Source organism: Pseudomonas sp. FEN, assembly GCF_904067045.1.
GTDB lineage: Bacteria > Pseudomonadota > Gammaproteobacteria > Pseudomonadales > Pseudomonadaceae > Aquipseudomonas.
Genome location: NZ_CAJFDC010000010.1, coordinates 157549 through 179161, shown reverse-complemented (window position 1 = coordinate 179161; position 21613 = coordinate 157549). Strand labels below are relative to the sequence as shown.

Below are 21613 nucleotides of genomic sequence, written 5' to 3'. Positions count from 1 at the left end.
CATTGGCTGGCTACTGACCCGCCACCACATTGGCCGCCGGCATCACCTTGATGCGGTAAGGCTGGAAGATCTTCAGCAACTCGCCACTATCGTGCAGGCGTTGCAACAGCTTGCCAAACGCCTCGCCACTGATCGGCGCTTGCGGGCGCAGGATCGCATAGTGGTGATAGACCTGATCGATCCGCTCGGAAATCAGCAGTTCCTTGGCCACATCCGGGTTGCGGATCAGGTAATCGAACAGGTAGGAACGGGTCACCAGGGCGATATCGGCACGCCCACGCAGCACCATCAGCAGGTTGGCGTCATGGGAATAGGTCAGGGTGGCGTTATAGGTATCGGCCAGGAACTTGGGATCCGCGTTGAAGTTGGCGAACTCGTAGTGGTAACCGCTGAACAGTGCCAGGCGCTTGCCCTTGAGATCGGCGAAATAGCTTTCGTCGCGACCTGGCTCACGCCCGGTGACAAACACCTCGGCATCCTCCAGGCCCATATCGACCGCGGTGTGCGGGATCCCCTGCCAGCCCCAGGCCGGATTCTCGAAGATCGCCATATCGGTACGCCCCTGCTGGAGGTCGCCGAAGCGCCGCGGAATCGACGTCGGCACCAGGGTGAACTGGTAGTCGCTCTGCAACTTGTTCAGCGCATCGGCCAATTGCGGCAACAAGCCGGTATCGGCACCCTGCTCGGGACGGATGGTATAGGGCGGGAAATGCGCGGCGCCGATCCGAACCAGTTGGGCCGCGGAAACCGGCAAGACCACCAGCACGGCGAGCGCCGACAACAGGATCCGGGAAACCGTGCGCACAGGCAGGACGTTCAAAGGCACACACCTCAGGAAAAAACTCGTGGCCTCCAAACTAGGGAAGGTCTGAAATACCCACCGATTTCTGATGCCCTCATTGGCTGAGGCTCAAAAAATTCTGAGTCGGTCGAGCAGCAGACCCTTCCTGTCTTTAACTCACGGTTCTTACCTCTGATCGTACTGTTTCAAGGCGTACGGTCCGCATTACAGACGCACCTCTCCCGCATTCATCAACCGTTTTCGCACCATCCACAGATTCGATAAGGCAAACAGTGTGGTCAGTTGTGCTGTGTTTTTCGCCAACCCGCGATAACGTACTTTCGTATGGCCGAACTGGCGTTTGATGACTCGAAACGGATGCTCGACCTTGGCCCGTATCTGAGCCTTCGCACGTTCTATTCTTCGATACACTTGTGTGATCAGGCTCTTCTTGCCGTGTTTCTTAAACGTGCTGGGCCGGGCGGCAATCGACCAATACATCTGGCGTCCCTGGTGCTCAGGACGCTTCTGCACACCGGTGTAACCCGAATCGCCACAGACGTACGTTTCCTCACCCTGCAGCAACTGATCGACCTGCGTGACATCCGCCACATTCGCCGCCGTGCCCACCAGGCTATGGACCAGGCCGGAGTCGGCATCGACGCCAATGTGCGCTTTCATCCCAAAGAAATACTGGTTTCCTTTCTTCGCCTGATGCATCTCAGGGTCGCGCTTGCCCTCTTTGTTCTTGGTCGAACTCGGCGCGTGAATAATCGTGGCATCGACCACCGTGCCTTGGCGCAGCATCAGGCCACGATCACCCAGATAACCGTTGATGACCTGCAAGATCCCACTGGCCAACTCATGTTTTTCCAGCAGCCGACGGAAGTTGAGAATCGTCGTTTCATCGGGAATCCGGTCCAGGTGAAGTCCTGAAAACTGGCGCAAGATCGTCGTTTCGTAGAGCGCTTCTTCCATCGCCGGGTCGCTGTAGCCGAACCAGTTCTGCATTAGATGAACCCGCAACATCGCCATCAGCGGGTACGCCGGACGGCCGCCTTCACCTTTTGGATAATGCGGTTCGATCAAGGCAATCAGGCCCTTCCAGGGTACGACCTGATCCATCTCAATCAGGAAGCGCTCACGCCGGGTCTGTTTGCGTTTACCGGCATACTCAGCATCGGCAAAGGACATCTGTTTCATCGGGGCTCAACCGTTCAGTGTGGACGAGACGGGTATTTCACCAAATTTGGAAGTGTTTTTCAGAGTTTCCCTAGGCGTTTTTATTGATTTAAACAACTTTTCGCCCGTTAATTAATGACTTGCACAGCTCCATCAGTCATTTTTGAGAATCAGAAGCAACGCCTCCTCAGCCAACCGATCCAGGGGCAGACTGCCCGATCCTGCTGGAAGTCGAATAAGCCGCTAGGCGGATCAAGCGCCTTTGGCTACGCTTGAGTCCGACTAGGATGCTGTATTCGGAGCTTGCGATGCCCCACTGGCTGGTGATTGATCTGGAAGCCACGACGGATGATGGGGGCTGGCCGCTGGCGGAGATGGAGATCATCGAAATCGGCGCCACCCTGGTCAACCGTGAAGGCCGGGAGCTGGACCACTTCCAGCGCTTTGTCAGGCCCCTGCGCCGACCGTTGCTGACCCTCTTCTGCCGCGAACTGACCCATATCAGCCAGGCCCAGATCGACAGTGCCGCGCCACTGGGCGAGGTCTGGCCGCTGTTCGAGCGCTGGCTGGGCCAACATCGGGAGCGCCTGGAAGGCTGGGCCAGCTGGGGCGACTACGACCGTCGGCAGTTGGAGCAGGACTGGCGGCAACTCGGCGTGTCCAGCGCCCTGGGCCTGGTGCCGCATATCAACCTCAAGCAGCGCTTCGCCAAGGCGCGGCGCCTGGAGCGACCGCTGGGCCTGAACGGCGCCCTGCAACTGGCCGGACTGCAATTCAATGGCCAGCAGCACCGGGCGCTGGAGGATGCACGCAATACCGCGCGCCTGTTGCCATTGAGCCTGCCCCTGTAATGCCCGGCCAGGGGTGGCAGCATCCTGCCATCCGGGTTTGCCGCGCCCACAGGAATTTGGGCATACTGGCCGACCCCTTTTTTTCAGCTCATTTCGAGGAATCGCCCATGTTTAAAGTCAACGAGTACTTCGACGGCACCGTCAAGTCGATTGCCTTCGCACAAGCCGAAGGTGCCGCCACCATCGGCGTCATGGCCGCTGGCGAATACGAGTTCGGCACCGCCCAACGCGAGATCATGCACGTGGTCGCGGGTAGCCTGACCGTCAAGCTGCCCGACAGCAATACCTGGGAAACCTTCGAAACCGGCAGCCAGTTCAACGTTCCGGCCAACAGCAAGTTCCAGCTGAAGGTCGCCGTGGACACCGCTTACCTGTGCGAATACCGCTGAGTTCGCAACGCTGACTGTCAGGATGCCCGGCAGTCAAGGACGCGCGCGCGCCGTTGTCGCCGGCTTGCTGGCGAAGGCCGTCTAATGCCCGAACCCGTAAGTTCAAGCACATCACGCTTGCACCACAGGCTCCCGCGCATTGAACTGCAGCGCCGCCAGCCGGGCATAGAGCGGGTTGCTCGCGATCAACTCGGCGTGGGTGCCAATCGCCACCAGCTTGCCCTGATCCATCACCGCAATACGGTCGGCATTCTGTACCGTGGCTAGGCGGTGGGCGATCACCAGGGTGGTGCGGCCTTGCATCAGGCTCGGCAGGGCCGCCTGGATCAGGTGTTCGCTCTGCGCATCGAGGGCGCTGGTGGCCTCGTCCAGCAGTAGGATCGGCGCATCCACCAGCAACGCCCGGGCAATCGCCAGGCGTTGTCGTTGCCCGCCGGACAGCCCCAGGCCGCCGTCCCCCAGATGCGTGCGGTAGCCATCGGGCATTTGCTCGATGAACTCATCGGCGTAGGCGATACGCGCCGCGTCCCGGACCTGGGCGTCAGTGGCGCTCGGCTTGCCGTAGCGGATATTGTCCTCGACACTGCCGAAAAACAGCGCCGGGCTTTGCGAGACCAGCGCAAAGCAACGACGCAGCTCCTGCGGATCCAGTTCGGTCAGGGGTTGGCCGTCGAGCAGCAGCCGGCCCTGTTGCGGATCATAGAAGCGCAGCAACAGGTCGAACACGGTGGATTTTCCCGCTCCCGACGGTCCCACCAGGGCCAGGGTCTCTCCGGCCCTGACCGTCAGGTTCAGGCCGTCGATGGCATGGCTGTCCGGGCGCGAGGGGTAGCTGAAACGCAGATTCTCCAGCACCAGGTTGCCACTGACCCGCTCGGCCAACTTCACGCCGCCACCAACCGGCGCGGTAATCTCATTGCTCGATTGCAACAGTTCGCCAATGCGCTCCCCCGCCCCCGCGGCCCGCTGCAACTCACCGATCACCTCGCTGAGGGTACCGAAGGCGCCGCCGACGATCAGGCTGTAGAACACGAAGGCCGCCAGTTCACCGCCGGAAATCTTCCCGGCCATCACATCCATGCCGCCGACCCAGAGCATGACCGCCACCGCGCCCAACACCAGCACGATCACCAGGGTAATCAGCCAGGCGCGTTGCACGATACGCTTGCGGGCCGTCAAGAAAGCCTGTTCGACGGTCTCGGCGAAGCGTTTTTCGTCCTGGGACTGGTGGTTGTAGGCCTGCACGGTCTTGATCTGACCGAGGGTTTCGCTGACGTAGCTGCCGACATCGGCGATACGGTCCTGGCTCAGGCGCGACAGGCCACGCACCCGCCGTCCGAAGATCAGGATCGGCGCCAGCACCAGCGGCAGGGCGACGACCACGATGCTGGTTAGCTTGGGGTTGGTGATGAACAGCAGCACCACCCCGCCAATGACCATCAGCGCATTGCGCAGGAACAGCGAGAGCGACGAGCCGATCACCGATTGCAACAGCGTGGTGTCGGCGGTCAGCCGCGACTGGATCTCCGAACTGCGGTTGTTCTCGTAGAACCCGGGGTGCAGGTAGATCAGGTGGTTGAACACCTGCCGACGAATATCGGCGACCACCCGCTCACCGATCCAGGACACCAGGTAGAAGCGCGCGAAGGTGCCCACCGCCAGACCCAGGACCAACAGCATGAACAGGCCAATGGACTGGTTGAGCAACTGCGGCGACTGAGTCATCAAGCCCTTGTCCACCAACAGGCGGATACCCTGGCCCATGGACAAGGTAATGCCGGCGGTGACAATCAGCGCGACCAGGGCACCGGCCGCCTGCCAGCGATAAGGGGCGACAAAACGACTGGCCAGGCGAATTGCGCGGCGATGGCGTGCAGAGAGCATGGGCGATGAGTCCGTTAGACGATGAAGACAGAGCCTACACCGAACAGGGAGGGAACTTATGCAAAACGCAATCAATCGGTTTAATTATGACCGTGCATGCTAATCCCTAGAGAGCATTGATCTAAAGCCTCTCTGGCGGTGACGAACGGTTTCTGTTGCACTGGTGCTGCCAGCTGGTTTGCAGCGCGTTGTAACAGGCTGGTCATGCGGCGAATATAATCTTTGACTGAAACTGATGACGAAACCTGAGCGAGGAGACAGGCCATGGACTTGCAAAACAGCAGCAACCAGATTCCAGTGATTCGTCCCTGCCCCCAGAAATTGGGCTGCGCGATTATCGACGCCCAGGGTCGCGAGGTGCCAATCACTGAAGAAATGATCCAGGACGCTTGCCGCGAACTGGAACAACGATTGGTCAAGCCTGCCAAGCAAGACTGACAGCCCGAACTCTTCCTTGACCCGGCCCTGCTGCCGGGTTTTTTATCCCTGCCGACATTGGCCAACCTGTGGGCGCCAGCTTGCTGGCGATGGCATCTGGATGGGCGCCACAAGACTCCAGGGCCTCACGCCGGCAAGCGCCACACAAAGAGCGGCGATGTTCCATCTACAGCAGCACGGCGCCCAAGGCCAGGACCAGCTCGCGCAGTGCCGGGTCGTCGCCGTTGATCTTCACCGGCAAGCCTTCGATTTCCCGGCGTTCGGGGTAGTTCTTGCGCAATTGGTCGAACGCCACTTTCTGCTCGGCGACGCTGCCGCTCAGGCTGCGGCGAAAATCCGCATCGTCACGCCGCGGGTCGTAGACACCGCGACAGAGCATCGCCAGCGCCCAGGCCGGGTCGCTGCCGGCATTGAGGGTGACCTGCGCCAACCAGGGTTCGGGTAACAGCTCATCGAGACGGACCTCGGCGGTCTGTCCGAGGAAGGCGCAGAATGCCTGGTAGACCTGCGCGGTCCCACGTTGCTTGCCATCGAGGCTGTAACCGGCGATATGCGGTGAACCCAGCACACACAACTCGGCCAGGGCGACATCCACCTCCGGTTCGGCCTCCCAGACATCCAGCACCGCTTGCAGGTCTTCACGGGCCAGCAGCACTTCACGCAGGGCGGCGTTATCCACCACCGGGCCGCGCGCGGCATTGATCAGCCAGGCACCCGGTTTGAGTTGCTCCAGTCGCTGGCGATCCAGCAGATGCCAGGTGGCTTGGGGCCCCGTGCGGGTCAAGGGCGTGTGCAAACTGATCACATCACACTGCTCGATGATCCGCTCCAGGCTGACATAGTCGGCGCCTGACGCCTGACGCGGCGGATCGCAGACCAGGACGCGCCAACCCAAGCCACGCAGGACCTTGATCAGCCGGCTGCCGACTTCACCCGCGCCAATCACCCCATAGGTGCGTGTGGCAAGGTCGGCCCCTTCGATTTCCGCCAAGGTCAACAAGCTGCCCAGCACATAGTCGACCACCCCTCGCGCATTGCAGCCGGGGGCGCTGGCCCAGTGAATGCCGGCCTGCTCGAAATAGTCCAGGTCCAGGTGGTCGGTGCCAATGGTGCAGGTGCCGACGAAGCGCACCGCGCTGCCTTCCAGCAGCTCCCGGCTGACCTGGGTCACCGAGCGCACCAGCAACACATCCGCCTCGGCCACCGCCGCCCGGTCGATACCGCGCCCCGGCAAGCGGCGGATCTCGCCGAAACCGGCGAAGAAGGCATCGATCAGGGGGATATTTTCATCGGCAACAATCAGCATGGCAGGCTCCTTTGGCGAGGGCGCAGTGTAGGCGCAGCGGCGTCCGAGAGCCAGTCAAGCGTCGGGCCGCGGTGCCTTCGGAGCAACCGGTCGACACTCGGCTGCCTATGATCAGCGCAGGAGCGCCGTGTTTCCAGCGGCCCCGTCTCATCGTTGACGGCCATCCTCGGAACGCCGCCCGGAGCCAGCTCGCGCCTATGTTAGATCCACCCCCTTACAAATGAGCTACAAGCGGAAATTTCCTGACTACTGCGTCAACAGGTAGAATTCGCGGTTTTTCGCGGCATACCGGGATACCTCATCGGTGAACAGCTCCACTGCAACATCCGCCACTCCACCTCTGAGTCGCCCGGCCCGGGTGCGCCTGGAATTGCGCAACCTGTTGGGCCTGGCCCTGCCGATCATCATTGCCCAACTGGCGCATACCGCCATGGGCTTCGTCGACGCGGTGATGGCCGGCCGGGTGGGACCGCGGGACCTGGCGGCGGTGGCGCTGGGCAATTCGATCTGGGTGCCGGTGTTCCTGCTGATGACCGGCATCCTCCTGGCAACCACGCCCAAGGTCGCCCAGCGCCACGGTGCCGGAACCCCCGCCGAGATCGGCCCGCTGGTGCGCCAGGCCCTGTGGCTGGCGCTGCTGGTGGGCCTGGCGGCGGGTGTGATCCTCTACAATGCCGAACCGGTGCTGCACCTGATGAAGGTCGACCCCGAGCTGATCGGCCCGTGCATGGACTACCTGCGCGGTATCGGCAGCGGCCTGCCGACGGTGGCGCTCTATCACGTGCTGCGCTGCTGCAGCGACGGCATGGGCCGTACCCGCCCGAGCATGGTCCTGGGTCTGTGCGGGCTGGCGCTGAATATTCCGTTGAACTACGTGTTCATCTATGGGCATTTCGGCGTGCCGGCCATGGGTGGACCGGGCTGCGGCTGGGCGACCGCGATCGTGATGTGGTGCATGCTGTTCGGCATGGCCGGCTGGGTACGCTGGGCCAAGGTGTACCGACCCAGCCAGGTATTCAGCCATTTCGAGTGGCCGCAATGGGCAATGATCAAGCGTCTGCTGAACATTGGCCTACCGATTGGCATTGCGGTGTTCGCCGAGTCGAGCATTTTCTCGGTCATCGCCCTGCTGATCGGCAGCCTCGGCGCCACGGTGGTGGCCGGGCATCAGATTGCCCTGAATATCAGTTCACTGGTGTTCATGATCCCCTACTCCCTGGGCATGGCCATCACCGTGCGGGTCGGCCAGGCCCTGGGCCGCGAACAGCCGCGCGCGGCGCGCTTCACCGCAGGGGTGGGGATTGCCACGGCGATGGTCTATGGCTGTGTCTCGGCCAGCCTGATGCTGCTGTTTCGCGAGCATCTGGCGACCCTCTACACCAATGATCCGGTGGTGATCCAGGTGGCGACCATGCTGATCATATATTCAGCGCTGTTCCAGTTTTCCGATGTGATCCAGGTCACCGCGGCCGGGGCCTTGCGCGGCTATCAGGACACCCGGGTGACCATGATCCTGACGCTGTTCGCCTATTGGGGCATCGGCTTGCCGGTGGGCTATGCTCTCGGCCTGACCGACTGGCTGGGGGCGCCGAGCGGGCCGAGCGGGCTGTGGCAGGGCTTGATCGTCGGGCTGTCGTGCGCGGCGGTGATGCTCTCGATCCGCCTGGTGCGCAGTGCGCGCCGGCGGATCCGGCTGCATCAGTCGCACTCTCTGTAGAAGCGGGGCATCTGTGAGAGCGGAGCTGGCCCGCGAAGGGGACGCCGCGACTTTACAGAAACTCCGCGTTATCGTTCTTCGCGGGCAAGCTCCGCTCCCACGACAAGCGCTCCGCGTTCCTAGTCGAGCTTCTTGCGAATCCAGTACAGGTAAGTACCGGCCTCTTCCCGTTGCTCCACCAGTTCATGGTCGAGGAACACGCAGAACTTGGGAATATCACGGCGGGTCGAGGGATCGGTGGCGATCACCTTGAGCAGCCCTCCGGGCGGCAGGTCGCGAATATGCTGGTGCAACATCATCACCGGCTCCGGGCAATTGAGCCCGGTGGCATCAAGGGTGCCGTCAACGGCGGGGTCGTGGGACTGGGTCATTCTTCACTCCTGAAACCAGGCCGGCATTATCTAGCTTTTTTCACATCCAGTCGACGCAAGTGGCAAGTCACTTCCTCGCGGTCGTGGTACAGCTGCTTGCAACCGACCGCTACCCGGATGCCGCGGGCCTTGAAGCCCTCTTCGATGCGATCCAGCAAGCGGCGGACCTCGGCGTAGCGCTGCTTCATCGGCAACTTGAGGTTGACCACCGCCTCGCGGCAATGCCCCTCGCCGATCCAGGTTTCCAGCAAGGCGGCGTTACGCGCCGGTTTCTCGACGATATCGCAGACCATCCAGTCCACCGGCTGTTTCGGCTTGAAGGTGAAGCCATCGGCCATCAAGTGCTGGACCAGGCCGGTATCCATCAGGCTTTCGGCCATCGGGCCGTTGTCGATGGCGGTCACCAGCATGCCCCGGTTGACCAGTTGCCAGGTCCAGCCACCAGGCGCGGCGCCGAGGTCGACAGCGGTCATGTCGCTGTGCAGGCGGTCATCCCACTGGTCGCGGGGAATGAAGTGGTGCCAGGCCTCTTCCAGCTTGAGGGTCGAACGGCTCGGGGCGCTCCTGGGGAATTTGAGCCGGGGAATGCCCATCGGCCACATCGCCGAATTGTCCGCCTCGGCCAGGCCGAGGAACACTTCTCGACCGCTCTTGAAGGTCAACAGCAGGCGCGGTCCCTGGCCATCCTCCAGCAGCTTGCCGGCCTGGATCAGGGCCTTGCGCAGCGGACCTTCGAATTTCTTGCAGAAGTTCGACAGTTCCTTGCCGTCGTTGGTATCGACCACCTCCAGCCAGAGACTGCCGAACGTCGGCCAGGCCGCCAGCTCAGCAAGGATCACGCTGATACGGTCGGTTTCCGGCAGGTCGATAAACCGTCCCCGCGCCCATTGCCGGGGGAAGATCAGCTCGGCGAAGCGCAGCCCGGCCATCAGGCGGCTCGCACCGTCGTCGTCACTGCAGACGAATTCGGCGCAGGCGCTGTTGGCCTTGGCCTTGGCGTAGCCCGGGACGTCCAGGCGCGCGGCGTGCTCGGAAATCTCCGAGCAGACTTCACCTTCGAAGCCAGGTCGGCAATGCATAAAGAGGGTGTTCATTGGATTCAGCCTGTCACGAAAACCGGCGCATCATAGCCGAGTTCGGAACCCTGGACCTGCCCATAGAGTCCAGTAATTAGCCAGTTTTCCCAATTGGAGCTAGGTTTAAGGCTCTGTTCGTTCCACCCGGCCCGTGCCGTGCGGGCCTCAAGGAGTCATTTCATGTCCTCCCTCGATAGCCTGAAAACCCTTAGAACCCTGGCGGTAGGCACCAAGACCTACCACTATTTCAGTCTCCCGGATGCCGCCAAGTCCCTCGGCAACCTGGACAAGTTGCCGATGTCGCTCAAGGTGCTGCTGGAAAACCTGTTGCGCTGGGAGGACGGCAAGACCGTCACCGGCGCCGACCTCAAGGCCCTCGCCGCCTGGCTCAAGGCGCGCAGCTCCGACCGGGAAATCCAGTATCGCCCGGCCCGGGTGCTGATGCAGGACTTCACCGGGGTGCCGGCGGTGGTCGACCTGGCCGCCATGCGCGCCGCCGTGGCCAAGGCCGGCGGCGATCCGCAGCGGATCAACCCGCTCTCCCCGGTTGACCTGGTGATCGACCACTCGGTGATGGTCGACAAATTCGCCACGCCAGCAGCCTTCGGCCAGAACGTCGATATCGAAATGCAGCGCAACGGCGAACGCTACGCCTTCCTGCGCTGGGGCCAGAGCGCCTTCGACAACTTCAGCGTGGTACCACCGGGCACCGGGATCTGCCATCAGGTCAACCTTGAGTATCTGGGCCGTACCGTCTGGACCAAGGAGGAAGACGGCCGCACCTATGCGTTCCCCGATACCCTGGTCGGCACCGACTCCCACACCACCATGATCAACGGTCTCGGCGTGCTCGGCTGGGGCGTCGGCGGCATCGAGGCGGAGGCGGCGATGCTCGGCCAGCCGGTATCGATGCTGATTCCCGAAGTGATCGGCTTCAAGCTCACCGGCAAACTCAAGGAAGGCATCACCGCCACCGACCTGGTGCTGACGGTGACCCAGATGCTGCGCAAGAAAGGCGTGGTCGGCAAGTTTGTCGAGTTCTACGGCGACGGCCTGGCCGAACTGCCCCTGGCGGACCGCGCGACCATCGCCAACATGGCCCCGGAATACGGCGCCACCTGCGGTTTCTTCCCGGTGGACGAGGTGACACTGGACTATCTGCGCCTGTCCGGTCGTCCGAACGAAACCGTCCAACTGGTGGAAGCCTACAGCAAGGCCCAAGGCCTGTGGCGGCTGCCGGGCCATGAGCCGGCCTTCAGCGACAGCCTGGGCCTTGACATGGCCAGCGTCGAAGCCAGTCTGGCCGGGCCCAAGCGCCCGCAGGACCGGGTGTCGCTGCCGGATGTCGCGCAAGCTTTCAGCGACTTCATGGCCGTGCAATTCAAGCCGGCGCACAAGGATGAAAGCCGCCTGGAAAGCGAAGGCGGCGGCGGTGTCGCGGTGGGCAATGCCGATATGCTCGGCGAAGCCGACTACAGCTACGAAGGTCAGACCTACCGACTGAAGAACGGTGCCGTGGTCATCGCCGCCATCACCTCCTGTACCAACACCTCCAACCCCAGCGTGATGATGGCCGCCGGCCTGGTGGCGAAGAAAGCCGTGGAAAAAGGCCTGAAACGCAAACCCTGGGTCAAGAGTTCTCTGGCTCCCGGCTCCAAGGTGGTGACCGACTATTACAAGGCCGCCGGCCTGACCCGCTATCTCGACGAACTGGGCTTTGCCCTGGTGGGCTATGGTTGCACCACCTGCATCGGCAACTCCGGCCCCTTGCCCGAGCCAATTGAAAAAGCCATTACCCAGTCGGATCTCACCGTCGCCTCGGTGTTGTCCGGTAACCGCAACTTCGAGGGCCGCGTGCATCCGCTGGTGAAGACCAACTGGCTGGCCTCACCGCCGCTGGTGGTGGCCTACGCCCTGGCCGGTAGCGTGCGGATCGATATCAGCCGCGAACCGCTCGGTGAGGACCAGCACGGCAAGCCGGTGTACCTGCGGGATATCTGGCCCAGCCAAAAGGAAATCGCCGACGCGGTGGCTCAGGTCGATACCGCCATGTTCCACAAGGAGTACGCCGAAGTCTTCGCCGGGGACGCCCAGTGGCAGGCGATTGAAGTGCCGCAGGCGGCCACCTATGTCTGGCAACAGGACTCGACCTATATCCAGCATCCACCGTTCTTCGACGATATCGCCGGCCCGCCGCCGTTGATCGAAGATATCCAGGGCGCGCGGATACTGGCCCTGCTCGGGGATTCGGTGACCACCGACCACATCTCCCCCGCCGGCAATATCAAGGCCGACAGCCCCGCCGGACGCTATCTGCGCGAACAGGGCGTGGAGCCCCGGGACTTCAACTCCTACGGCTCACGTCGGGGCAACCATGAAGTGATGATGCGTGGCACTTTCGCCAATATCCGCATCCGCAATGAAATGCTCGGCGGCGAGGAAGGCGGCAATACCCTCCATGTGCCATCCGGGGAGAAGCTGCCGATCTACGATGCGGCCATGCGCTACCAGGCCGAAGGCACGCCGCTGGTGGTGATTGCCGGCCAGGAATACGGCACCGGTTCGAGCCGCGACTGGGCCGCCAAGGGCACCAACCTGTTGGGGGTCAAGGCGGTGATCGCCGAGAGCTTCGAGCGTATCCACCGTTCCAACCTGGTGGGCATGGGCGTGCTGCCCTTGCAGTTCAAGCTCGACCAGAACCGCAAGAGCCTGCAGTTGACCGGCCGGGAGACCCTGAGTATCCAGGGCCTCAGTGGCGCCGACCTGCAACCGCGGATGAACCTCGGCCTGACCCTGACCCGTGAAGACGGCAGCCAGGAGAAACTCGAGGTGCTATGCCGGATCGATACCTTGAACGAAGTGGAATACTTCAAGGCCGGGGGGATTCTGCATTATGTCTTGCGGCAATTGATCGCCTCTTGAACGGCACTAAGAAAATAGTCTGATACAGCACCGGCCCCGGCCGGTGCTTTAATATGGGGGGACAAGATTGTGGCACCCGGGTTCCAATTAAACCCAACGACCGAATAATAAGGCACTATGCTCCAGTCACTGTTTGAGAAAGCAACTCAGCCTGGGGTCAAGTCCTGCAACAGCAAGATGCGACTCGCCCCTCAGCGTTGAAAAATATATTCAGTATTTCCCGAACCCAGCCGATATTCCGTCAAAGCCTTGCGGATAGAGAAACCATGCGTAATAACCAACCCATAACCCAACGAGAACGCACCTTCCCTGCTCAGCAACGGTTGATTTCCACTACCGACGCCAAAGGCGTGATCACCTACTGCAACGACGCCTTCGTCGAGATCAGTGGATTTTCCCGCGAGGAACTGATCCGCGCACCACACAACCTGGTGCGTCACCCGGACGTGCCGGCGGCGGTGTTTGCGCATATGTGGAACACTCTGAAACAAGGCCTGCCATGGATGGGCATTGTCAAGAACCGCTGCAAGACGGGTGACCATTACTGGGTCAACGCTTATGTGACGCCGATTTTCGACGGCAGCCAGGTGATCGGCTACGAGTCGGTGCGGGTCAAGCCCAGCGCCGAGCAGATCCGCCGCGCCGAGGCGTTGTACCAGCGCATCAACCAGGGCAAGTCGGCCGTGCCGCGACGCGACAAGTGGCTGCCGGTGCTGCAGGACTGGCTGCCGTTCATCCTGGTCAGCCAGGTCAGCTTCCTGATCGGTGTCTGGCTCAACTCCCACTGGGGTTTCGCCCTCGCCGCGGCGGTCTCGGTACCACTCGGACTGCTGGGCCTGAGCTGGCAGCAACGTGGCCTCAAGCGCCTGTTGCGCCTGGCCGAGCAAACCACCTCCGACCCGCTGATCGCCCAGATGTACACCGACAGTCGTGGCGCCCAGGCCCGCCTGGAAATGTCCATCCTCAGCCAGGAGGCACGCCTGAAGACCTGTCTGACCCGCTTGCAGGACACCGCCGAACACCTGACCAGCCAGGCCAAGCAGTCTGACGAACTGGCGCAGAAAAGCTCCACCGGCCTGGATCGCCAGCGCCAGGAAACCGAGCAGGTGGCCACCGCTGTCAATCAGATGGCCGCCACCACCCAGGAGGTGGCCAGCCACGTCCAGCGCACGGCCGATGCCACCCAGGAAGCCAATCGCCTGACCAGTCGCGGTCGCGATATCGCCGGGGAAACCCGCGAGGCCATCGAGCGCCTGTCGCTGGTGGTTGGCGAAACCGGTAGCACGGTGACGCAACTGGCCAAGGACAGCGACGAGATTGGCGGCGTGGTCGATGTGATCAAGGGCATTGCCGACCAGACCAACCTGCTGGCCTTGAACGCGGCCATTGAGGCGGCCCGCGCCGGGGAAATGGGTCGTGGCTTTGCCGTGGTCGCCGATGAAGTGCGCCAACTGGCGCAACGCACCAGCGAATCCACCGGCCAGATCCACGCCTTGATCGCCAAGCTGCAACAGACCGCCGGCAACGCCGTGCAAACCATGGACGCCGGCCACCGCCAGGCCCAGGAAGGCGTGGCCCGGGTCATGGAAGCCGATGCGGCACTGGTGGGGATCAGCGAGGCGGTGGCCAATATCACCGACATGACCACCCAGATCGCCGCCGCCACCGAGGAGCAAAGCTCGGTAGCCGAAGAGATCAGCCGCAATATCAGCACCATTGCGCAACTGGCCGACCAGACCTCGGAACAAGCGCACAACTCGGCGCACCTGAGCGAGGAGTTGACCCGCACGGCGCATACGCAGTATTCGTTGGTGGAGCGCTTCAACCGCTGACTTGAAATTGCGCAAGAGCAAAAACCCGATGACCAACAGTCATCGGGTTTTTTATTACCTACACAAAACCAAGCATTTCTTTTTTAAAAGTAAGAACTTTCCCTATATAGATAAACTTAAAACCCACAAGAACAGCAAACAAAACCCACCCACGCAAAACTCTTGACAACACTTCACACTTACTATTCGTTGAAGCCTTGGCACTCTATCGCATAACGGGTTACTACCCATCGAAGATTTCCGTGCCTTATTTGCCAGATAACCACGCACCGACGCAGAACGCTCACAATAACCGGGAACGCGTCCGACCGTGGAAACGCCTGACAGCACTCAATTAGATAGCAGGAATATCCAAATGAAGGATTTAACAAGTCAAACCCAGCGTACTTTACTGAAAGCCCCCTTCGTTGCTGTTGCGGCCCCAGAAGACGGGCTGTTGCAAGCGAAAGATCTGCACAAACCGCTGATCGTTACCATTCGCCTATGGAACAACGTCACAGCCACAGAAACCTGCCAATTGATCTGGAATGGCGCTCTGGTGGGCTCACCTACCCCGCTGCCCAACTATCAAACAGGGGATCTACTGACCATGTTTCTGCCTGGCGAACAACTTTCCGGCGAAGGTAAAAACGAACTCCAATATAAAGCCTATGACACGATCAGCCAGGAGTCGGTCGACTCTGAAATTACCCTTATTGTCATCGATCGCAGCGCACCTGGCGGAACACTCCTCGCCGCCCCTATCGTCCCGGCAGTTGCTCTCGATGGCCTGACCAACCGCGAACTGATCGAACTAGGCAATCAACTCACTGTAAGCGTCCCCGGTTATTTCGACATGAAATGGGGCGATGTCATTCAAAGCTACTGGGGCGAACACTCCGGCCCCACTCATACGGTACAACCCGATGAACCCGGTAGCGACAAAGTCCGGATCACCGTCGAGCGGACTTTCCTCGAACAACTGGGTAACGGTGAATTCGCCGTCAGTTACAGTGTTCGCGACCGCGCCGGCAATACTTCGGTTCGTTCGCAAGCGGTAACGCTCAAACTGCTGCTGCGGCAATTGCCGGCCAACCTGCCGGCCCCCGTCGCCCCGCTGATCGAAAACGGTCAGGTTCATGATGTCCACGCCCGCGTGGGCGTGAAGATCGCGGTCCCAGCCTACGATCACGTCGCTGTCGGTGACGAAATCCGCGTGCTATGGAATGGCGAGCAGGCCGCGGCCAGGCGTGTCATTGGCGAACACGAACTGGGCAAACCGTTGCTCCTGAACGTTATGGTGCGGTACCTGGCGATCTCTCGTCATGGCGATGGCCTGGGCAAAGTGAAATACCAGGTGCGCCGCAATGGCGAGGTCTTTGTTTCCCCGGATCTGGAACTCGAGGTTTTTTTGCGTTTGCCCGGCCCCCAGGACCCGACACCGCAGACGCTGGTCAACGAGGCACTGGCCGCGCCAGTGATCAAGGGCAAGAATCCGAACGCCCGGCCCCTGGACAACTACCTTGACGAAGACAACGCGCAACTGTCCGCCGACGCGGTCATCGCCTGGCGCAACGCGTTCCAGGCCGGTGACCGGATCAATCTGTTCTGGGGCAAATCGGCGCGGCCGCTGGTGCGCCCGATTACCCGGCAGGATGTCGATGCCGGCTGCTATCTGGTGATCAACGTACCGAACGGCCTGATTGTCGAGCAGGGCTGCGGCGTGGATGTCTGCGTCCACTACACCGTGACCCGGGAGGGCAATCCGAACATCTCCTACTCCCCCAAGCAATCGGTGGCCGTGATCTTCCAGATGCAATTGCCAGGCGGTTCGGCCGGACTGCTGGAGCCAGCCTTCTGCGGCGCCAATGTGCTGAACGTGGTCGACCCGCGCAAGGATCCGGAGGGCACGGTGGTGCACGTGCCGCCGTATCGCAACATCAAGGTCGGCGACCGGGTCGTCTTGCGGTTTTTTGGCTTCGATGCCCTGACGGGAGGCAGCGAGATCGTTGAAGCGCAGTTCACCACCGAACGGCTGGTGAGCGACAACGAGATCCGCCATGGCTGTCGCTTCCGCGTACCGCTGGCACACCTGATGGCCGTCGAGCATGGTCGCGGTCGTGCTCGTTACGAGGTCATCAGCGAGCTGGGACGGGTCACCTCATTGCCAGCCGATGTCTATATCTCGTCGCGAACCCCCATCATGGCACGCTGATCGCCAGCACAAAAACCCTCGACGATTCTTCCTCGAGGGTTTCTGCTCAAAGCCTGTTATCAAGGGGTTCCGGGTGTCAGAAGCCGTAGCGCAACCCGACATTCACACCCCAGGGCTGCTCGATGTGCTCGCCCTTCATGTAGTCGAAATCCGCGTGCAGTTGCAGGTTCTTCGACAAGGCGGCGGAGACCCCCACGGCCAATTCGCCACGGCTGCCGAACAGGCTGTTATCGAAGGCCGTGTCATTGACCTTCACGGTGTTGTCGTTGCGGGAAAACTCATGGGCCATGGCCACCCGCAGATACGGCTGCAACAACCCGCCGTCAGGCAGTTCAAGGTTGCGCCCCAGGGTCGCGCCGGCCTTGCCGAGCACCGAGACGGTACGTCCGTTATCCACGCGCAGGCCGTTATCCAGTTGGTAGTTATCGCCTTTGACCAGGACCGAGGACAACTGGGTATAAGGCTCGACAAAGACATCGTTGCCCAGCTTGATGTGTTTGCCGAACTCCAGCGAACCGCCGTAGGCGAAGTTGTCGTAGTCCCCCTTGGCCTGGGTGCCGTTGGTCATCGAGACATCGGCCTGGTTGTCGAAACGGTTCAGCTTGAGCACGCCGTCAATATAGTAGCCGTCCTCGCGCAGCCAGGTGCCGTAGGCGCCGAGAGAGTAACTGTCCACCGTGGCGGACGTGCCGCGACTCAGGTTCAGGTCGGAGCGGCTGTGCCCGGCCATGACCCCGACCATCAGTTGCCCATCGCTCACCGGTATGGGCAGATCGACCCCGAAAGACAAACCTTTCTGGCGCTGCTTGTAGCCGAATCCGGCTTCGGCGGTGACGTTGTACTGGTTGCCGTAACCGCGGATCCAGCCGCCACCTTCACCACTGGTGCGTATTTCCCCCATGCGGCCGCGCAAGGTGGCCAGCTCGCCGTACCAGATCGTCGGCCCCACGCTGAACAAGGCCAGAGACGCCTCGGTCGAGGGGCTGATGGTCTTGCCGGTGCCAACGATAAACCAGTCGTCGCCCTGTTTTTCCAGCTGATAGGAGTAGACGCCCAGGTCGACACTGCCGCCGACCACCTCAAACAGGGCGTCGCCACCTTCGGTATGCACCACATGCAACGGGGTGATCTCGGGGGAGTTGGGCTCAAGCCCGGTGTTCCGCACATTCAGCAGGAAATTGCCGTTGGCCTCGCCATTGACGTCCAAGCGGTCGCCGGTGTTGTCCAGCAGATTGACATGCATATTGAACATGCCGGTGCCGGACAGCTCGCCCAAGGACAAGGTGTAGAACTGCTCGGTCGAACCCAGGGTCACGCTGCCACCGTCCAGGGACAGCGATTTGACCTCGGCATCGCCGGTCAGCGTCCAGTTCGCCCGACTATGGATCGCCACACTGTTGGTATTGACCAGGTTGCCGGACAGTAGCGCGCCGTTTTGCAGGGTGACATCCAGGGTACTGCTATCGTCGGCAATCAGATCGCCGAAGAGAGTGCTGCCGTCGGCGGTGAAATTGACTTCGCTGGCCCCCGTGACATCCAGCAGCTTGCCGTTGCCGGCCAGCAGCGCGGAGCCGTTTTGCACGGCGATATCCGCCACGGCCGCGTCGACGATGCGGATAGCCGGCCCCGCCAGCCCTTCGAGCGTTGAATGGTCCAGCACCACGGAGGTACTGGAACCGACCGGCGCCGGCATGCCCGGGCCGGTAGTATCACCGGTGATATGCAGGCCGACTGACTCTCCCTGGCCCAGGCTAGCGTTACTCATATGCAGCGTGCTGCCGGCCAGACGAATCGCCTCGCCATCATTCCCCGCACCGGCAGTGGCCGTCACCACGGTGCGATTGAGCGTGAGGTCGCTGAGCGGCGCGACGATCGCACCAATTCCCACACCAGACACGAGACTGTCTTGAACTCTCGCCGACGAGGTCAACAAGCCTCCATCACCGCTGGATGTTGAGCCGATACTCAGTGCTCTACCGGTCGCATTGTTAATTGTCCCATTGACGATAGAGGCGCTGGCGTCGCCGGACAAGCGCAGCATTCCATTTACAGTTCCATTATTGATATTGACCACGGAACCGCCGCTGGCCGTCACCGAGTCAGTCACCGCCCCGTCGAAAATCTGCAATACGCCACGGTTGAGCACCGTCCAGGACTCTACCGGACTGGAAGCGTTCAGGGTTTCAATCCGGTTGTTCACCGTTCCGGTTATTGCACTGCGCTCCTCAAGTTGCGCCGCTTGAACCTGAAAGCCCAACGTCGCTCCACAGGACAAACCTATAACCTTTAAACCGACCTTATAAATAGAGCTTCTGCTTTCCTGATTCAGGTACCACATAATTTCACCTGCGTAAAAAGGGAGCCTCCCATTCTGCGCAGAGCAACACTGACTTAACACACTCTACATCTTGATGAACTACAAGCCTGCTCCCAAACCGGTGACATCTATTTCCTACAGAAATTTACTCGAAACTTAAAACAGAATATTCATATAAATCCATTGACACCCACCAAGAAACCCGATTACTTCAAAACCAGATAGAGCCTATCCAGCGCTTTATCACAACATCGTGCTTAGTACGCTGTGTGGTTGCGCACTTGATGACAAGTGCTGATCACGCACATGAACCCACTCGCACGAAAAACCTGTATGACCTTCATTAGATATTGGAAAACAGACCATGTGCACCTCGAAAAGCCCGATCACTCTTAACCGCAATAGCTATAGCCGAGCAAACCTCAACTTTTACGATAAACCGGATGTCACCCTGGCCTTGGTGGATGGTTTATTACCCATCACCGCATTGAACGCGCCACTGGAAGTTACCTTTCCACTGCCGAGCGATGCCGGCCTTCATTACTCCTATCGATTGTTCTGGGACGGCGATGAACTGGGCGATGACTGGGTATACGTGACACAAGATGACCTGGACAACCCGACACGTCGCTTGCGTCTGTACGTCCCCACTGAGTATTTGCTGGAAAAGAACGATCCGCTCAATCCAACGGATAAAAAATACAAACTCATCTATAAATTTTTCAATAATGACAATGAACTTGATACGCCATCTTTTGATTACCTGGTGGAAATCGACCAGACCCGGCCCGGTCTGCCAGACCACGGCCCCATGATCTTCCCGCGAGAAGTGGAAGACGGCCTGACCTCGGCGGAATTGACAGCGCTGGGTAACCAGCTGGATGTCCGCATCACCAGTTACAACGTCATGGTCGAGGGCGATTTCATCGAGACATGGTGGGGAAATATCAAGGGCCCTTCTACTACTGTCACTAAAACAGAGGAGGCGCTGCAAGCCGTCAGCCTGCCTTTTACCCGGGCCTTCCTCGAACAGGTCGAAGCACAAATCGGCAGCAACGAAGCCGAAGTCACCTACTTCGTGACCGACCGGGCCTTGAACATTTCCCCGCGCTCCGAACCCGCCTACGTCAGGCTGCTGCTGGCGGATATCCCGGACGATCTGCGCGCGCCGATTGTGCAACAGGCGGACGATGGTCTTATCGACTACCAGGACGCGAAAAGCGGCGTTACCGTCGGTATTCCCCACTACGACGGGGCGGCGCCCGGTGACCGGATCAAGCTGTTCTGGGGCGACGGCAACCCGCTGCCCGAGCTCGATCTGCTTCCCGGCGATGAAAACAAGGACCCGGTACTGGAACCGGTTCTGCAGTTCGATGTGATCAACCTTATTCCGGAGGGACAGGTCAACGTCAAATACGAGGTCCGTCGTCAAGGCGATCTGCGGGGCACTTCCCTGGTCAAGCCAGTAAATGTGCTTTTGACCTTGCCGCTACCGGTAGAAGACCTGCGGCCCTTGACCATTCAAGGCACCAGCAGCAATCCCGATGTCGAGGACAATGTCATCGACCCGGATGACTACGAACTCGATGCGCGAGCGATTTTCCGCTGGGTGACCGGCCTGCGTGTCGGCGACTTCATCAACCTGAGCTGGGGGGAGCAGGAAGTTCCACGCTGGTATGAAATCAAACAGTCCGATTTCGATGCCGGAGTGGATTTCAGCGCCCCGATCAGCAATCGGGTGATCAAGGATCAAGGCACCGGGGCGGCCATTGCGGTGAGCTACACCGTGACCCGCACCGGCAACCCCAACCCCGCCAATGGACCGGTCCAGCCGGTCAGGGTGCGCTCGCGCACCGAGCAGCCCGGTGGCGAGGCCGGCCTGCTGGCGCCACGTTTTACCCGGACCACACCGGGTGGTGTCGTCGGTCCGATCGAGAACCCCGATGGCACCCCACTGCACATTGCTCCCTACGACAATATCAAGCAGGGGCATACCGTCTACATGACCTTCGACGGTTATGACCGCAACGACAGCCCGATCGCCGGCGCGCACTACACCGATCAACGCGAATTCGACCAGTGGGATATTGTCAACGGTTACGACTTCAGCATACCCGACGACACACTGCGTGCACTCTGTGTCGGTCGCGCGGAAGCCCTCTTCCGGGTTGAACCCAAGCCCGAGCATAACCAGGAGCCGGCAACTTCCCTGGTCGCTCATGTTCGAGTGGACATGAGTCGTCCTGGCTTCGGCTGCGCATAACTTATTGAGCAGCGAATCCAGTCGATTCGCTGTTTAAAAACCGCAAACGTTAGACATATCGCCGGGAAACCCCGGCGGTACTTGGCGTTT

General features: G+C 60.8%; 15 protein-coding genes. 8 read left to right on the top strand and 7 right to left on the bottom strand.

Translation table 11 applies throughout. The annotated features are described in order from the left end of the window. Nucleotides 1-10 precede the first annotated feature (10 nt). On the bottom strand, nucleotides 11-820 hold the full coding sequence (locus tag PFEN_RS09540) for a substrate-binding periplasmic protein (RefSeq protein WP_191486591.1): 810 nt from the start codon (nucleotides 818-820) through the stop codon (nucleotides 11-13). Nucleotides 821-1006: 186 nt separating this feature from the next. Beyond that, nucleotides 1007-1984, bottom strand: coding sequence for an IS5 family transposase (locus PFEN_RS09535; RefSeq protein WP_191486049.1), 978 nt, complete (start codon nucleotides 1982-1984; stop codon nucleotides 1007-1009). Between the two features lie 287 nt (nucleotides 1985-2271). Between PFEN_RS09535 and PFEN_RS09530 the strand changes: the two genes are divergently transcribed. Both PFEN_RS09530 and PFEN_RS09525 read left to right on the top strand, forming a co-directional pair. Next, complete coding sequence (locus PFEN_RS09530) at nucleotides 2272-2814, top strand: exonuclease domain-containing protein (protein ID WP_191486590.1); 543 nt, start codon at nucleotides 2272-2274, stop codon at nucleotides 2812-2814. Nucleotides 2815-2921: 107 nt separating this feature from the next. After that, nucleotides 2922-3203: a pyrimidine/purine nucleoside phosphorylase gene (locus PFEN_RS09525; protein ID WP_191486589.1), complete on the top strand. Its 282-nt coding sequence runs from the start codon at nucleotides 2922-2924 to the stop codon at nucleotides 3201-3203. 111 nt (nucleotides 3204-3314) lie between these two features. On the opposite strand, the gene PFEN_RS09520 is transcribed toward PFEN_RS09525, so the two are convergent. Continuing rightward, nucleotides 3315-5087, bottom strand: coding sequence for an ABC transporter transmembrane domain-containing protein (locus PFEN_RS09520; protein WP_191486588.1), 1773 nt, complete (start codon nucleotides 5085-5087; stop codon nucleotides 3315-3317). Between the two features lie 264 nt (nucleotides 5088-5351). Here PFEN_RS09520 and PFEN_RS09515 point away from each other — a divergent pair, with 264 nt between their 5' ends. Further along, the gene (locus PFEN_RS09515; RefSeq protein WP_191486587.1) at nucleotides 5352-5525 is read left to right on the top strand and encodes a PA1571 family protein; all 174 of its coding nucleotides are present in this window, start codon (nucleotides 5352-5354) and stop codon (nucleotides 5523-5525) included. Nucleotides 5526-5691: 166 nt separating this feature from the next. Here the strand turns inward: PFEN_RS09515 and pdxB are convergent, their stop codons facing one another. Next, on the bottom strand, nucleotides 5692-6831 hold the full coding sequence (gene pdxB / locus PFEN_RS09510; RefSeq protein WP_191486586.1) for a 4-phosphoerythronate dehydrogenase PdxB: 1140 nt from the start codon (nucleotides 6829-6831) through the stop codon (nucleotides 5692-5694). 304 nt (nucleotides 6832-7135) lie between these two features. Between pdxB and PFEN_RS09505 the strand changes: the two genes are divergently transcribed. Continuing rightward, a complete protein-coding gene (locus PFEN_RS09505; RefSeq protein WP_191486585.1) occupies nucleotides 7136-8548 on the top strand; it encodes an MATE family efflux transporter in 1413 nt (470 codons plus the stop codon). A gap of 119 nt (nucleotides 8549-8667) precedes the next feature. Here the strand turns inward: PFEN_RS09505 and tusA are convergent, their stop codons facing one another. Then, a complete protein-coding gene (tusA, locus tag PFEN_RS09500; protein ID WP_191486584.1) occupies nucleotides 8668-8919 on the bottom strand; it encodes a sulfurtransferase TusA in 252 nt (83 codons plus the stop codon). Between the two features lie 26 nt (nucleotides 8920-8945). Continuing rightward, nucleotides 8946-10013, bottom strand: coding sequence for a 23S rRNA (cytidine(2498)-2'-O)-methyltransferase RlmM (gene rlmM / locus PFEN_RS09495; RefSeq protein ID WP_191486583.1), 1068 nt, complete (start codon nucleotides 10011-10013; stop codon nucleotides 8946-8948). A 162-nt stretch (nucleotides 10014-10175) separates the two neighbouring features. Between rlmM and acnA the strand changes: the two genes are divergently transcribed. The 3 genes from acnA (at nucleotide 10176) to PFEN_RS09480 (ending at nucleotide 16943) form a co-directional block, all read left to right on the top strand. Next, complete coding sequence (acnA, locus tag PFEN_RS09490; RefSeq protein WP_191486582.1) at nucleotides 10176-12917, top strand: aconitate hydratase AcnA; 2742 nt, start codon at nucleotides 10176-10178, stop codon at nucleotides 12915-12917. A gap of 266 nt (nucleotides 12918-13183) precedes the next feature. Then, nucleotides 13184-14749, top strand: coding sequence for a methyl-accepting chemotaxis protein (locus tag PFEN_RS09485; RefSeq protein WP_191486581.1), 1566 nt, complete (start codon nucleotides 13184-13186; stop codon nucleotides 14747-14749). A gap of 310 nt (nucleotides 14750-15059) precedes the next feature. Beyond that, on the top strand, nucleotides 15060-16943 hold the full coding sequence (locus PFEN_RS09480; protein ID WP_224770934.1) for a hypothetical protein: 1884 nt from the start codon (nucleotides 15060-15062) through the stop codon (nucleotides 16941-16943). A gap of 76 nt (nucleotides 16944-17019) precedes the next feature. Here the strand turns inward: PFEN_RS09480 and PFEN_RS09475 are convergent, their stop codons facing one another. After that, nucleotides 17020-18840 carry an autotransporter outer membrane beta-barrel domain-containing protein gene (locus PFEN_RS09475; protein WP_224770933.1) on the bottom strand — a complete coding sequence of 607 codons (1821 nt, stop codon included), beginning with the start codon at nucleotides 18838-18840 and terminating at the stop codon, nucleotides 17020-17022. Nucleotides 18841-19624: 784 nt separating this feature from the next. Here PFEN_RS09475 and PFEN_RS09470 point away from each other — a divergent pair. Next, entirely contained in the window at nucleotides 19625-21523 is a 1899-nt protein-coding gene (locus tag PFEN_RS09470; protein ID WP_191486579.1) for a hypothetical protein, read from the top strand. The last annotated feature ends 90 nt before the right edge of the window (nucleotides 21524-21613 follow it).